Genomic DNA, 12942 nt, shown 5'->3' with positions numbered 1-12942 from the left:
CCGTCAGCGCACCACGTCCAGCGTCTGGATTTCATTCACATAGTGGGTCTGGCTCGACGTCGACTCCAGGGTCAGGGCGACGCCCAGGTCCTCGATAAACGCACGCGAGGACGTATAGCCGTCCTGCTCGCAGGCCAGTCGGATGGCATCGCCCGTCAACGACGCAAACACCTGGCGCGCCGGGAAACGTTCGCCCACCTTGCAGGTCAAGGTAGTCTCGGCCGGTTTGTCGGTGGGCTTGACCGGCACATTGGCCATCTTCAGGTGGGCACTCAAGGTCTGGCCCGGCGCCCAGCTCGTCGGTAGTCTTACCTCGGCCTCGCGGGTCTGCAGCACCTGGCCTTCGCCCACACCGTTCATTTTCGATTTCAGCTGGATCAGGTCCGCCAGCATTAAACGGTCCACATTGAAGGCGGTGCCATAGGCTTCATTCTTGACCAGCAAACCGTCCTCAGCCTTGAACCGGATCGTGATCGGCGCGTCCTTGCCCGCACCATTCTTCGACAGGTAGGTGTAGCTCAACGTCTTGAACCTGGGCTGCAACAGCGGCGCGTCGAGGCCCTGGAGCACATTGGGCGGCACAGGCACATCGGCGAGATTGGTTTCGGCCACCGTGCGCGGGTAATCAACCGGCGCAATGTCCGGCCGCAGCAGTGCCACCAACCCGGCATTCACGCCACCCTGCACCGAACAGCTCACACGGGAATGCTTGCCCTCCGGCTCCACGATCAGCACACGCTCCACATTGCGCAGACCCGGTGCCTTGCCCGGCATCGGCTTGATCGACTGCCAGCTATTGCCCACCTTCAGCTCGCTGCGCGTGTATTGTCCCTCGCCTTTTTGCAGCGCACCGGGTGTGTCCAGCAACGCCGCGAAGCGCTGGGCGACTTCATCAATATTGCCGTCCACCGTGAAACCCCAGAAGTAATAGAGGCCCAACGGCCCTAGATCGCTGACTTCATCGTTGTAGGACAGCAGCTTCAAACCCGCGATGGTCGGCGCGCTCACCGGCACCGCAGTGGCCATGGGGTCGGTGCGGTCGCGCACCGCGATCCAGGTGAAGTCCTTCTCCTGCTTGAGGGGTGCGTAGGCTTGCCAGGCGTCGCGATGGGTGTTCAGGCTGCTGAAGAAGCTGGCATCGCAACGGGTGAAGGCCTTGAGGGTTTCTACCCGTGCGGCGTCGTCGGCCCGGGCTATCGAAGGCAACAGCACGGCAGACGCGAGCAGGGCAGCGGAAAGCGGCAACTTCATGGGACGGGATTTCCTTTTCAGCGGGCGGAGAGCAGGGCGAGGCATTATCCAGCAGTTCGGCGCCAGGCTCTAGTTGGCGGAGCGGGTCAGGCGCAAACGCCAATTACCGCCGTGCTGGGTTTGGCAGGCTTCTTCGCAGTCAAGTTGAACGCAGCGCTGCAACGGCACGGGTGGGATTTCTGCATCGTGCAGGGCGGCGGCCGTGAGTTCGCGCAGGCGAGCGTCCAATCCTGTCGCCACGGCATGCTCCTTGTTCGCGCGGGTGTCGAAGATCCAGGTGATGCGCAGGCTATGAGGGAAGTCAGCGTAGTTGACCGTATGCGTCAGCCATTCAAACCCCGGGATTTCAGCCTTGGCCGTTTCGCACGCCTCAGTCAGTGCAGCGACCAGTTGGCGTTCAATACCGGCGATTGCACGTTTGGACAGGGCCATGTAAAGCTCCGAATGCAGACAAGCGCCGCAGATTAAAGGTAGGAATCGTCGAGCTTAGGCGAGGCTGCGAAAGGATCACCTCGGTGTCCTTGTAACCCCGCAACCTGTGTATCGCATCTCGCTCAATAAAAATCATAATAAAGCGCCCATTCGCCCGTGACGCGGTGCTTCCAGAACATCAAGCTTCCGTTATCCACTACATTCAGCTGGATTTTCGCATCCGACGAAATCTGGAACACAAATTCAAACCCTTCGCCTGGATCGACACCCGACTGGCAGAACGACGGATAGCCGCCGAGCTTATGCTCATAGGTGTGGGTCACCAAGTCGTAATAACTCTGTATCACCCCGGCGCGTTCCAGGTGGAGTATGTGCTGCTCAAGCTCAGCAGGAACGCCGCCGCCATCCCACAGCGGGTAATCCTGCGGCACGTGTTCCGTCTTCAAGGGAAACGGCTTGAGAAACGCACCCGGCACCGGCAGGGTTTTACGCACCAGTACATCGTCCGGCCCGTATTCGCGTATCAGCCAGTTATCCCCCATGGGTTCAAAATGCTCGGGGAACGGGTTCGACACAAACAGCGTCAACACCCGAACCCCCTCCAGTGCCGGGCTGTTGAAGGGCAGGGCGGGCAAGTAGAACTGCGCGTAGGGCAGCAACGTTTCCCCGGCCTTATTGGTGGGGATGCCTTCGTCGGCGCGGAACAGAAAGACGTTACCCAGCCAACTCTCTTCATCGGTGCCCGCAGGGCGAAAGCCGCCGGCGATGAGTTTGAGTGCTGGGCGAGCCAGGCGTTGTTTGATGTCGTGGATATCCATAGGGGGTGTAAACCTTCCTTGCATCCAAGGGATAGAACCCACGTTACAAGAATTTGCCTCGTATTGATGCCTTCTACGCTGGCAACTTTCTGCTGTCGCAGGGTATGCAGTTAATCCCGTGTAACCCTGGCATAACCATTTGCTTCTTGCCGAAAGCGGACCGTTTCAGGCCAAACAGGTCTACCATGCCACCCCCGGCAGTGGTTTCACGCGCTACCGATCTCATTCTCCCAAGGTATCGCCTATGTCCATCGACCAGATTTCCCTCCCTAAAGGTGTCGGCCCTCACGCCACCAAGCTTTTCGACGCCATCACCGGCGCTTCCACCCACGAAGAACTCAACCGTGCTGGCGGTAAGGCTGAAGGTTTTGTACTGGGGCTTGAGGCCACCAAGGCGATCAAGAGCCAGATCGCCGAGTCGTTGTATGTGGTTTACGATGACGCGGCGACTCACCGTGCGGGTGAGCTGAAGGGCTGATGTTCAGCGTCCAGATCGTCGACGCTTACCCAGGAGTCAATTAAAGATCACCGTCTGGTCTTTTCGCGAAGGAGCGCACATGACATTGACCGTTAAAACCCTGCTCAACCTGGCCATGGCCAACCCCATCAACGCCGAAATCACCGCGCGCCTGCCCGACCTTGGTGTGGACCAGTGCTTTCTCACGGCGGGCTGCCTGTTCCAGGCGGTGTGGAATCATCAGTCGAATTTGCCTGCGGCCCAGGGCGTCAAGGACTACGACGTTTTCTACTTCGATACGGACCTTTCCTACGAGGCCGAAGATGCGGTGATCCGCTCCGCTGAAACGCTGTTCCAAGACCTGGGCGTGAACGTCGAGGTGAAGAACCAGGCGCGGGTGCACCTTTGGTACGGTCAGCGGTTTGGCCGGCCTTACCCGCAGTTGCACACCGCCAAGCAGGGCATCGACCGTTACCTGGTGGCGGGTACGTGCATCGGTTTGGAGATTGCGACGGGCGAGGTGTATGCGCCCTATGGGTTGGAGGATGTCGCGCAGGGCGTGCTGCGTATCAACCCGCGGCATCCGGAGCGGGAGCTGTTTGCGCGCAAGGCCAGCAGTTATCAGGCGCGGTGGCCTTGGTTGAGGATTGTGGCGCCTGACTAGCGTGAGTATGGCGGTGATGCCTGCACGGTGTGGGTCGGTAGGGCGTGGCGAACCCTTCGCAGCCTCGCTGGGGCTCGACTGCTCCCACAGTTGATCGTGGTCACGGCTGAAATCCCATCGTTAGACACACTGGAATGCAGCAGCACAGCAGCCCCCCTGTGGGCGCTGTCGAGCTTCAGCGAGGCTGCGAAAGCGGTAGGTCAGGCGATAAAGATACCCCGCACTGCCAGTGCCCACCGGTAGATCGGCAGTGAACTTTTACCCGTGTGCGACACGTCCAAGCATTGAAATGCTCAACCAAGGACCGACCATGACTTTCTTCATCTTCCTGCTTGCCTGCATCGCCGCTGCCAGTACCGGCATTATCTTCAAACCCGGCGCCTGGTATGAATCCCTCGTAAAGCCCAGCTTCACCCCACCCAATTGGTTATTCCCGGTGGCGTGGACGATTATCTACCTCTTGCTGGCCTGGGCCGGTTATCGCCTCAGCCTCATCCCGGGCAGTGAGGTGGTGTTGGCATTGTGGGCAGCGCAGATTGCGTTGAACACGCTGTGGACACCGGTGTTCTTCGGTGCCCATCGCATCCTCGCCGGAATGGTGATTATCGCGGTGCTGTGGGTGACCGTGGCGGCGATGGTGGTACTGGCGGTGCGCCTGGACCTGATCACCGGCTTGATCCTGTTCCCTTACCTGGCGTGGCTGTGTGTGGCGGCGGCGCTGAACTTCTCGATCCTGCGGAATAACCGCTGATGGCCCATAAACCCTGGCCTGCCAGTGAGCCTGAACGGGCCGAGATGCGCCGCTTCAACCAAAAGCTCGCCTGGCTGCCGCGCTTTAAAATCCGTAATCGCATCACGCCGCGCTTGATCCAGGCATTGCTGCGCGCCAGCCAAAAGATCAAGCGCTCGCCCGTGGCTGAAAGCCGACCCGTAGGCTCTGTACCCGTGCGCATCCTGCGCCCAAGCGGCAAGCCCAAGGGCGTGGTGCTGGATATCCACGGTGGCGGCTGGGTGATCGGCAATGCGCAGATGGATGACGACCTCAACCTGGGCATGGTCAATGCCTGTGACGTGGCGGTGGTGTCGGTGGATTATCGGCTGGCGGTCGACACGCCGGTCGAGGGCCTGATGGACGACTGCCTGGCGGCGGCGCGTTGGTTGCTCACCACTGAAGAGTTTGCCGGCCTGCCGGTGATCGTGGTCGGCGAATCGGCCGGCGGGCATCTGGCGGCGGCGACGTTGCTGGCGCTCAAGCAGTGGCCGGAGCTGCTCCAGCGTGTGCGCGCAGCGGTGTTGTATTACGGCGTCTACGATTTGACTGGAACGCCGAGCGTACGCGCGGCGGGGCCGCAAACATTGCTGCTGGACGGGCCGGGCATGGTCGAGGCGCTGCGCATGCTGACGCCGGGGTTGAGCGATGACGAGCGTCGGCAGCCGCCGTTGTCACCCCTGTATGGTGACTTCAGCGGCATGCCGCCAGCGTTGATGTTTGTCGGCGAACTGGACCCGTTGAAGGATGACACACTGTTGATCGCAGAGCGGTGGCCTGGCGCTGAGGCACATTTGTTGCCAGAGGCGGCGCATGGGTTTATTCATTTTCCGGTGGTGATGGGGGCAGCAGTGCTTGCCTACAGCCGCGAATGGATAAGCCGTCGAGTGAGTGGGGCAGTACTCAGTCTTCCAGCGTCCAAGTAGTCTTACGCCTCTTCAAACCAAGGAAAGCACGTGCCCGTGAACGCATTGACCCTACGCCCGGCGCGTGTGACCGACCTTCCGTCAGTCTACCGAGGGGAGTTGGCCTACATCCAGCAATGGGAACCCACTCACGAAGCCGGTTGGCGCTCGCAGGTGGAGCGCAACCTCGCGCTGTGGGTGGACAACTTCGAGCGGTTGACGGTCGCTGCGCTGGACGGGCAGTTCGTCGGTTATTCGCTCTGGAAACCCGAGGAAGGCTTCGCCGAGCTTTACACGATCAATGTCAGCGAAGCTGAGCGGCGCAAGGGCATCGGTCGGGCGTTGCTGGAGGCGTATGCGGTGGCGGCGAGGGACGGTGGTTGCACGCATTTGAGTTTGAGCGTGCGCCCCGACAACCCAGCCCGGCTGATGTATGAGCGCGCAGGGTTTGTGCAGGTGGGGACCGGTTCTCATGGCTATCTTCGTTATGAACGAGCGGAGGGCCTGGGAACTTAAAACCTGATCAACTGGTCAGGTTAATCAGTTGCTCCTCTCCCTCAACAAGGACTTCCCCATGCGCGAATACACCCTCGACTACCGGTTCAACGACGAACCCCGCACCCATGTGTTCGAACTCAAGCAACCCGAGTTGGCGATGCATGAAGCGGCGTTGCACTTGCTGCAGTTGCATTTTGGCGATGCGGAGAATGGCTTGATCCTGCCGCCTGCTGATGCGACGCCGGAGCAAATTCTGGAGCAGGCGCAGGTGGTGGGGATTACGCAGATCGAGGTGGCATGAGCCCAAGGCCGATCATTCAGGCGGTCAAGGCCGCGGATATCCCAGAGGTGCTGGCGTTTGTGCTGGCGGCCCGTGCCGAGCTGTTCCCCACGCTCAGCGCGACGGGGATGCCGGCGGACCTGGCGCAGTTCGAGGCGATCTATCTGCACGGCGATGGGCGATTTCTTGTCGCGCGTGATGAGGGCCAGATCGTCGCTGCCATTGGTTATTTGCCCTATGACGGGCGTTTCCCGCAGTTAAATTACCAGGGCCTCAAGACGGTGGAGGTGGTGCGCCTGTTTGTGCGGCCGGCGTTCCGTCGCTTTGGCTTGGCGGGCGAGCTGTACCGTGCGCTGGAGGCGTTGGCCACAGCGGATCGGGTAGCGGCGATGTACCTGCACACCCATCCGTTTTTACCGGGAGCGATTGATTTTTGGCTTCGCCAAGGCTTTGAAGTGGTGGACGTGGAGGCGGACCCAGTGTGGCGCACGACGCATATGCAGCGTTGCCTCTAACACCATACCCTCACGAATATCCTGATCAGTTCGGACGCAACCGCAGAATCTGCGCGCCATCAAATGGGTCTGTCAGGTAATGCGCCTGCACCCCGAAGGTTTCCTGCAAGCGCTGCGGTGTCAGCACCTCCAGCGGTTTGCCCAGCGACACCAGCCGCCCGTGATCCAGCACCGCCAAGCGGTCACAGGTCAGCGCCTGGTTGAGGTCATGCAGGGCAATCAAGGTGGTGACGGGCAAGCCCTGCACGCCTTTTAGAATCCCCAGTTGGTGCTGGATATCCAGGTGATTGGTCGGCTCATCCAGCAACAGAATCTGCGGCCGTTGCGCCAATGCGCGGGCGATGTGCACACGTTGGCGTTCCCCGCCCGAAAGGCTGCGCCAGGCGCGTTGGCTCAGGTGGGTGGCGTCGACGTCATGCAAGGCCTGTTTCACGATGGCGTCGTCTTCGCTGGACCAGGGGCTCAGTGCCGACAACCACGGCGTACGGCCCAGGGCCACGGCGTCGAACACGCGGATGGCGTCGTCGGTGTCAGCCTGCTGTTCCACCACCGCCAGTTGCTGCGCGATGGCGCGGCGCGACAGCTTGCCCAAGCGCTGGCCACCCAATAACACCTCGCCGGACGCCGGTGTGCGCAAGCCGGCGAGCAACTTGAGCAGGGTGGATTTGCCGGAGCCGTTCGGCCCGACGATACCGAGGGTTTCGCCCAGGTGAACCTCCAGGTGGATGTCGCGCAGCAGCTCGACCTCGCGCACCTTGAAACCCAGGTCCGTGCAGCTCAGCACCGTCATCGCGCGTTTCTCCGGCCGATCAGGATCAGCGCAAACACCGGCGCGCCGACCAGCGCAGTGACCACGCCGACCGGTATCACCTGGCCCTTGATCAAGGTGCGTGACAGCACATCCGCCGCAATCAAAAACAGCGCGCCACCCAAGGCACTCGCCGGCAGCAAGCGCGAATGCCCGGTGCCAAGCAGCAGGCGCACGGCGTGGGGAATCACCAGCCCGACAAAACCGATGGAGCCGACAATCGACACCATCACCGCTGTCACCAGGGCTGCGCAGCCTACCAGTACAAACTGCACGCGGCGCACCGGGATGCCGAGGGATGCCGCCGAGTCGCTGCCGAAGGTGAACGCATCCAGCGCGCGACGGTGCCACAGGCACACGGCCAAGCCAGCGACAGCCACCGGCACGGCCAGCCACACCGAGGGCCAGCGTACGCCGCTGAGGTTGCCCAGCAGCCAGAACATGATGCCGCGCGCTTGCTCGGAGCTGGCCGACTTGGTGATCAGGAACGCGGTGAGCGCATTGAACAGCTGCGAGCCGGCGATGCCCGCGAGGATGATCTGGCCGGTGCCGCTGGCCGAACCACTGGCACGCGCCAACAGGATCACCAGTGCAAATGCTGCCATCGCGCCGACAAACGCGCCGGCCGACAACGAAATCAAGCCGCCGCCCACGCCCATCAACGCCACCAACACCGCGCCGGTCGAGGCACCGGCGCTGATGCCCAGCAGGTACGGATCGGCCAGCGGGTTGCGCAACAGCGACTGCAGGATCACCCCGCAGGTCGCCAACCCCGCACCGCAGGCGGCGGCGACCAGGGCGCGCGTGAGGCGGTAGTTCCACACCACGCCTTCATCGATGGGGTCGAGCACGTAGCCGGCCGCCCACAGTTTGTTGGCGAGTACCTGGAGCACGACCTGCGGCGAGATGGCGGTTTCGCCGATGGCCACGCCAGCGAGTACGGCGGCGAGGAGCAGGGCCAGGGCGAGCAGGGTACGCATCATTTCGGCAGGTCGTAGCCGTCGATGGCCGTGGCCAGTTGTTCAAGGCCATCGAACATGCGGATGCTGGCCTGCAACGCCAGGGCGTCGAGGATGATAATGCGGTTGTTTTTCACCGCGTCCATGTTGCGGGTCACCGGGTCGCTGCGCAGAAACGCCAGTTTCTTTTCATGGTCGTCGGCGGGGTAGCGGCGGCGGTCCATGCGCGCGATCACCAGGAAGGTCGGGTTGGCCTTGGCAATGGTTTCCCAGCCGACGGCGGGCCACTCTTCATCGGACTGCACCACGTTGGACAGGCCGAGGGTTTGCAGCATGAACTCCGGAATGCCTTTGTGGCCGGCCACGTAAGGGTCGCTGGCCATCTCCGAACTGGAGAACCACACCAGCGCGCTGGCCTGCTTGAGGCCTTTGCCCTGTGCCGTGGCGACGGACTTGGCCAGGCGGGCCTTGAGTGCGTCGTTCAACTGCAGGCCACGATCCTGTACATCGAAAATCTGCGCCAGCTGGCTGATGCTCTTATAAATAGTCTCGATGTGGAACGGCTCCAGTCGCGTGCCGTCAGCGCCTACCAGGTTGTCCTTGCCTTCGCAGTCGGAGGGCAGCAGGTAGGTGGGAATCTTCAGTTCATGAAATTGCTCACGGGTGCCGACCACGCCTTGTGGCCCGACCACCCATTCCAGCTCGGCAGCCACCAGTTGCGGGCGCTTGGCGATCACGGCCTCGAAGCTCGGCTCATTATTGGCCAGGCGCTCGATGCTGTCGTTCTGCGCCTTGTATTGCGGCAACACGCTGTTGAACCACAGCGAGGTGCCCACCACCTTGTCGCCCACGCCCAGCGCATACAGCATTTCGGTGGCGGCCTGGCCGATGGTCACGCTGCGGGCAGGGGCTTGCTGGAAGGTGAGGGTGCTGCCGCAGTTTTCCACCGTCAGCGGGTAGTGGGTGGGTGCAGCGTGGGCCAGGGCACAGAAGCCAATGCCGGTAAGCAGGGCGGTAACGCGTGGCAGCATGGAGCAATCTCCGAGTGAACCGTACGTGGAACTGGGGAGGCACGGTTTGGAAATACACCCTCGAGCGCTGTGGTTGAGGCAGGCAAGCGTGTCCTTCCCGGACACCCCGCCGGTTAGTTATTGAGCGTGAGCCGGCAGGTCTCCTGACTGATGCATCGTCGCCAGGCTCCGGCCTTCCCGGACAAGGTCCAGTGGCATCAAGGAGCAGGCTCAGCACCTACAGTTGCGGGGGCAGTTCCGATTGGCGCGAGGGTACGGCGCTTCGGATTCCCTATTAGTCCCGTTTGGGAACCGGCGCGGTATGGTAGTCGATCGCGAGGTTTAACGGGAGGCCGTGAAGCCAACGGTAGCTCTTTGATGGTGGGGCTCCTATGATGCGCAGCCAATGGATCGCTTTATCACAAGGAATACACAGTGAAATCGTTCGTCGCGCTCGCCCTCGTCGCCACCCTCGCCGGTTGTGCCGCCCAAGGTAAATCTGAACAACAGATTCTTGACGAGGCCGCCACCGCCTATGTCAAGTCGATGCCGGCCGGGTCGGACAAACTCCGTTTGCACTCGATGAGCATCCCCAAAAGCGGGATGTTCGGCGATACCCTGGCGATTTCCATGGCCGGTGAGCAAAACGCCGCCTACCTCAGGGGAGAACTGCTCGATGCCAAGCGCTTGGGCGATGTGTTCTTTTTGATTATCGGTGCCAGCACGCCGGTTGATGTTGCCGTGATCAGCAAAGCCGTTGAGGGGCAGGACTTGAAGGGGATGCAGATTTATTACTCGGGCACTGATGCGCAGAAAGACAAAGTGCGTGCGGCGGTCGAGAAAACCCAGGCGCAGTTTCATTACATCAATGCGCAATGAGGGCCCGCCCGTTGCCTCGCCTGCTGCCTGTCACCCTGCGATCCTGAAATGTGGGAGCGGGCTTGTTCGCGAAAGCGGCCTGACCGTCAACCACCATCTGCCTGTCACCCCGCGATCCAAAAATGTGGGAGCGGGCTTGCCCGCGAAGGCGGCCTGATAGCCGACCTGGATGTTGGATCAGACCGGGTACATATCCGTTATTTAGGTTACGGCTGATATTGGTTCCGCTCTTACAGCGGGTCACTTTGGAAAAGAGCCCCAAAGTAACCAAAAGGCTCTTGCCCCAACACTCGGCACCTCGCCTAGGCTCGGTGTGCCCGTAATCCGACAGGGATTTGGGGGGCCGCCGCCACGCGCCCTCCATGGCGCGGGGCGGCTAAACCGGCATCCCTGCCGGTTTACCCCCCAAATCCCTGTCGAATTCCGGCCAGCGTGTTTGATGGGGCGCCTGAAATCAAAAGCAAGATCAAGATCAAGATCAAGATCAAGAGCGGCTCGCTTTGCATCGTGGTTAGCGATGGTTGTCGACGACGCTTAACAGGTGGGTGCTGTTTGAAGCGCTGGTCACAGACGAATGTCTTCGGGGCCTTGTATCAGTGCTTCAATTCGTGTGCCGGTGGCGCGTTCTTCGTTGCTGAAACCGTCGTAGTCGGCGAGGTTGGCGAAGCGGATGCCGGTCAGGCGTTCTATCTGGATCACGCTGCGCTGGTAGGTCCTGAGCTGGCCGAACACCAGGTCCAACTGGCCGAGCTCGCGGCTCTGGTCAATCATGTAGGCACTGGCAGAAGGCTTGCCGTCGTCGCTGAGGTAGGCGACGACTTTCCAGAAGGCCTTCGGGATCTGTACGCCTCGGTACACACGGTCGTCGTCAGCGAACACCGGGCCGGTGAACACCGTGGCCCGGGCTTTCCAGCGTTGCGTGTTGTCGAGGATGTAGTCTTCGAGCTCCAGCCAGGTCTTCTGGTTGAACCCGCTCATCTGCGGCGAACAGTTGGTGAAATGAAAGGTATCGACGTTGGCGGTTTGCGCCGCGTCGCCCCAGTTCGGGTCTTGGCGGCGGACCAGGTGGCCGCGATCGAGGCCATTACTGGCATAGAGCGCTTCGCCCACCTGCGCATCGTTCGGCAGGCGACCGTCGTAGGCCCAGGTGTCGTTGCTGCGAATAATGTCCACGTGCTGGCCGCCGTCGATGTTGACGCCCACATACAGCGCAAGTCGCTTGGCGCGTGACATCGTTATCGAGAAGTGCGTGTAGTCCAGGCGCTGCTGTGTATCGCCCGCCAAGGCCTCCTCGACCGTGGGCCAGGGCACCCCGAAGCTGCCGAGAAAATCCTCGGCATAGCCGCCCCGGTCCTTCAAGTCTTTGGCCGAAGTGACACGGGGCGTCGTCGCTCGCGCCTCCAGTAGCGTAGGGCTCGGCGCGATCAATGGGCGCAGGTCGGCGAGCCTGGGGCGGTACGAAAGGTCGATTTTGGCTTTACGTGCTGGCATCGGTAAGTCCTCCTTGGATAAACACGACTGCAACATAAGTTAATGACAATTGATGATGCGCGTTAACCCCTGGGGACTATCCTCAAACGGTCACCCGGACGTTCACCACACGCCAACAGGGAGCCAGCCAATGTGTGATCGCCATTACCGTAACCCGATTTTCTGCCTGATACCGCCCTATATGCTCGACCAGATCGCGCGCAACGGCGACAAGGCGCAACGGGAGGTCGCGTTGCGCACGCGCGCCAAAGACAGCACGTTCCGCTCGTTGCGCATGGTCGCCGTGCCCGCCAAAGGCCCGGCGCAAATGGCCCTGGCCATGGGCGCAGGCAAGCGCCGATCGATCTACAGCGCCAACGGCACCGATAGCCTGCCAGGCACGCTGATCCGTGGCGAAGGGCAGCCCGCCAGCGGTGATGCCGCAGTGGACGAGGCCTATGACGGCCTGGGCGCCACGTTCGATTTTTTTGACGAGGTCTTTGATCGCAACTCCATCGACGACGCCGGCATGGCACTGGACGCGACCGTGCATTTTGGCCAGGACTACAACAATGCCTTCTGGAACTCGGCCCAGATGGTGTTTGGCGATGGGGACGCGCAGTTGTTCAACCGCTTCACGGTGGCCCTTGACGTGATCGGGCATGAGTTGGCCCATGGTGTCACCGAGGACGAGGCCAAGCTGATGTACTTCAACCAGTCCGGGGCGTTGAACGAATCGCTGTCGGACGTGTTCGGTTCGTTGATCAAGCAATACGCGTTGAAGCAACGCGCGCAAGACGCCGATTGGCTGATCGGCAAAGGGCTGTTCACCCAGAAGATCAAAGGCAGTGCCCTGCGCTCGATGAAAGCCCCCGGAACGGCGTTTGACGACAAGCTGCTGGGCAAGGACCCTCAGCCCGGGCACATGGATGATTTTGTGCAAACCTACGAGGACAATGGCGGGGTGCATATCAATTCAGGCATTCCCAACCATGCGTTCTACCAGGTGGCGACCAAGCTGGGCGGGTTTGCCTGGGAGCGCGCGGGGCGTATCTGGTATGACGCGCTGCGTGATGCGCGACTGCGGCCCAACTCCGGGTTTTTGCGTTTTGCTCGCATTACCCATGATGTTGCCGGCCGACTCTACGGCGCGAACAAGGATGAACAGAAGGCGGTCCAGGAGGGTTGGAAAGCGGTCGGCATTTCTGTCTGACGTGAGGAACAGCC

At 61.4% G+C, this 12942-nt stretch carries 16 protein-coding genes and 1 riboswitch; of the genes, 9 read left to right on the top strand and 7 right to left on the bottom strand.

Going from position 1 to position 12942, the window contains the following annotated elements:
* Nucleotides 1–3: 3 nt before the first annotated feature.
* From ATH90_RS18865 to ATH90_RS18855, 3 genes are all read right to left on the bottom strand, one after another.
* Nucleotides 4–1251 carry a hypothetical protein gene (locus ATH90_RS18865; protein ID WP_098467006.1) on the bottom strand — a complete coding sequence of 416 codons (1248 nt, stop codon included), beginning with the start codon at nt 1249–1251 and terminating at the stop codon, nt 4–6.
* 69 nt (nt 1252–1320) lie between these two features.
* Entirely contained in the window at nt 1321–1683 is a 363-nt protein-coding gene (locus tag ATH90_RS18860) for a hypothetical protein (protein ID WP_034107668.1), read from the bottom strand.
* Nucleotides 1684–1805: 122 nt separating this feature from the next.
* A complete protein-coding gene (locus tag ATH90_RS18855) occupies nt 1806–2501 on the bottom strand; it encodes a DUF1963 domain-containing protein (protein WP_098467005.1) in 696 nt (231 codons plus the stop codon).
* A 244-nt stretch (nt 2502–2745) separates the two neighbouring features.
* Between ATH90_RS18855 and ATH90_RS18850 the strand changes: the two genes are divergently transcribed.
* The 7 genes from ATH90_RS18850 (at nt 2746) to ATH90_RS18820 (ending at nt 6589) form a co-directional block, all read left to right on the top strand.
* Complete coding sequence (locus ATH90_RS18850; protein WP_034107666.1) at nt 2746–2979, top strand: hypothetical protein; 234 nt, start codon at nt 2746–2748, stop codon at nt 2977–2979.
* Nucleotides 2980–3058: 79 nt separating this feature from the next.
* Nucleotides 3059–3622 carry a nucleotidyltransferase family protein gene (locus ATH90_RS18845; RefSeq protein WP_098467004.1) on the top strand — a complete coding sequence of 188 codons (564 nt, stop codon included), beginning with the start codon at nt 3059–3061 and terminating at the stop codon, nt 3620–3622.
* Between the two features lie 310 nt (nt 3623–3932).
* Nucleotides 3933–4373 (top strand): tryptophan-rich sensory protein TspO, encoded by a 441-nt coding sequence (gene tspO / locus ATH90_RS18840; RefSeq protein WP_034107663.1) that lies wholly within the window; start codon nt 3933–3935, stop codon nt 4371–4373.
* Nucleotides 4373–5317: an alpha/beta hydrolase fold domain-containing protein gene (locus tag ATH90_RS18835; protein ID WP_098467003.1), complete on the top strand. Its 945-nt coding sequence runs from the start codon at nt 4373–4375 to the stop codon at nt 5315–5317. The genes tspO and ATH90_RS18835 overlap by 1 nt, the downstream gene beginning before the upstream one ends.
* Nucleotides 5318–5353: 36 nt before the next feature.
* Nucleotides 5354–5812 (top strand): GNAT family N-acetyltransferase, encoded by a 459-nt coding sequence (locus ATH90_RS18830; RefSeq protein ID WP_080758315.1) that lies wholly within the window; start codon nt 5354–5356, stop codon nt 5810–5812.
* A gap of 58 nt (nt 5813–5870) precedes the next feature.
* Complete coding sequence (locus ATH90_RS18825; protein WP_034107655.1) at nt 5871–6095, top strand: hypothetical protein; 225 nt, start codon at nt 5871–5873, stop codon at nt 6093–6095.
* Nucleotides 6092–6589 (top strand): GNAT family N-acetyltransferase, encoded by a 498-nt coding sequence (locus tag ATH90_RS18820; RefSeq protein WP_098467002.1) that lies wholly within the window; start codon nt 6092–6094, stop codon nt 6587–6589. Before ATH90_RS18825 ends, ATH90_RS18820 begins: the two co-directional genes overlap by 4 nt.
* 25 nt (nt 6590–6614) lie before the next feature.
* On the opposite strand, the gene ATH90_RS18815 is transcribed toward ATH90_RS18820, so the two are convergent.
* From ATH90_RS18815 to ATH90_RS18805, 3 genes are read right to left on the bottom strand one after another with little or no spacing between them, the layout of a single operon-like run.
* Nucleotides 6615–7379 (bottom strand): ABC transporter ATP-binding protein, encoded by a 765-nt coding sequence (locus ATH90_RS18815; RefSeq protein ID WP_034107652.1) that lies wholly within the window; start codon nt 7377–7379, stop codon nt 6615–6617.
* Nucleotides 7376–8380 (bottom strand): FecCD family ABC transporter permease, encoded by a 1005-nt coding sequence (locus ATH90_RS18810; RefSeq protein WP_034107651.1) that lies wholly within the window; start codon nt 8378–8380, stop codon nt 7376–7378. Before ATH90_RS18810 ends, ATH90_RS18815 begins: the two co-directional genes overlap by 4 nt.
* A complete protein-coding gene (locus ATH90_RS18805) occupies nt 8377–9387 on the bottom strand; it encodes an ABC transporter substrate-binding protein (RefSeq protein WP_069077850.1) in 1011 nt (336 codons plus the stop codon). The genes ATH90_RS18810 and ATH90_RS18805 overlap by 4 nt, the downstream gene beginning before the upstream one ends.
* Before the next feature lie 116 nt (nt 9388–9503).
* Nucleotides 9504–9698: riboswitch (cobalamin riboswitch) on the bottom strand.
* A gap of 103 nt (nt 9699–9801) precedes the next feature.
* On the opposite strand from ATH90_RS18805, the gene ATH90_RS18800 reads away from it, so the two are divergent.
* On the top strand, nt 9802–10245 hold the full coding sequence (locus ATH90_RS18800) for a hypothetical protein (protein ID WP_034107647.1): 444 nt from the start codon (nt 9802–9804) through the stop codon (nt 10243–10245).
* Nucleotides 10246–10809: 564 nt separating this feature from the next.
* Here ATH90_RS18800 and ATH90_RS18795 read toward each other — a convergent pair.
* Nucleotides 10810–11736 (bottom strand): DNA/RNA non-specific endonuclease, encoded by a 927-nt coding sequence (locus ATH90_RS18795; protein ID WP_069077847.1) that lies wholly within the window; start codon nt 11734–11736, stop codon nt 10810–10812.
* A 130-nt stretch (nt 11737–11866) separates the two neighbouring features.
* Between ATH90_RS18795 and ATH90_RS18790 the strand changes: the two genes are divergently transcribed.
* The gene (locus ATH90_RS18790; protein WP_069077846.1) at nt 11867–12928 is read left to right on the top strand and encodes a M4 family metallopeptidase; all 1062 of its coding nucleotides are present in this window, start codon (nt 11867–11869) and stop codon (nt 12926–12928) included.
* Nucleotides 12929–12942: the final 14 nt, after the last annotated feature.

The sequence above is a fragment of the Pseudomonas lurida genome (genome assembly GCF_002563895.1).
Taxonomy (GTDB): Bacteria; Pseudomonadota; Gammaproteobacteria; order Pseudomonadales; family Pseudomonadaceae; genus Aquipseudomonas; species Aquipseudomonas lurida.
The sequence above is the reverse complement of the archived record's forward strand: the minus strand, read 5'-3'. Positions and strand labels throughout refer to the sequence as shown.

What these genes read in the sequence shown, in the direction of transcription:
- ATH90_RS18820 (WP_098467002.1), top strand. Translation starts at nt 6,092, where the DNA reads ATGAGCCCAAGGCCGATCATTCAGGCGGTCAAGGCCGCGGATATCCCA.
- ATH90_RS18815 (WP_034107652.1), bottom strand. Translation starts at nt 7,379, where the DNA reads ATGACGGTGCTGAGCTGCACGGACCTGGGTTTCAAGGTGCGCGAGGTC.
- ATH90_RS18810 (WP_034107651.1), bottom strand. Translation starts at nt 8,380, where the DNA reads ATGATGCGTACCCTGCTCGCCCTGGCCCTGCTCCTCGCCGCCGTACTC.
- tspO (WP_034107663.1), top strand. Translation starts at nt 3,933, where the DNA reads ATGACTTTCTTCATCTTCCTGCTTGCCTGCATCGCCGCTGCCAGTACC.
- ATH90_RS18835 (WP_098467003.1), top strand. Translation starts at nt 4,373, where the DNA reads ATGGCCCATAAACCCTGGCCTGCCAGTGAGCCTGAACGGGCCGAGATG.
- ATH90_RS18805 (WP_069077850.1), bottom strand. Translation starts at nt 9,387, where the DNA reads ATGCTGCCACGCGTTACCGCCCTGCTTACCGGCATTGGCTTCTGTGCC.
- ATH90_RS18850 (WP_034107666.1), top strand. Translation starts at nt 2,746, where the DNA reads ATGTCCATCGACCAGATTTCCCTCCCTAAAGGTGTCGGCCCTCACGCC.
- ATH90_RS18865 (WP_098467006.1), bottom strand. Translation starts at nt 1,251, where the DNA reads ATGAAGTTGCCGCTTTCCGCTGCCCTGCTCGCGTCTGCCGTGCTGTTG.
- ATH90_RS18825 (WP_034107655.1), top strand. Translation starts at nt 5,871, where the DNA reads ATGCGCGAATACACCCTCGACTACCGGTTCAACGACGAACCCCGCACC.
- ATH90_RS18855 (WP_098467005.1), bottom strand. Translation starts at nt 2,501, where the DNA reads ATGGATATCCACGACATCAAACAACGCCTGGCTCGCCCAGCACTCAAA.
- ATH90_RS18790 (WP_069077846.1), top strand. Translation starts at nt 11,867, where the DNA reads ATGTGTGATCGCCATTACCGTAACCCGATTTTCTGCCTGATACCGCCC.
- ATH90_RS18795 (WP_069077847.1), bottom strand. Translation starts at nt 11,736, where the DNA reads ATGCCAGCACGTAAAGCCAAAATCGACCTTTCGTACCGCCCCAGGCTC.
- ATH90_RS18860 (WP_034107668.1), bottom strand. Translation starts at nt 1,683, where the DNA reads ATGGCCCTGTCCAAACGTGCAATCGCCGGTATTGAACGCCAACTGGTC.
- ATH90_RS18845 (WP_098467004.1), top strand. Translation starts at nt 3,059, where the DNA reads ATGACATTGACCGTTAAAACCCTGCTCAACCTGGCCATGGCCAACCCC.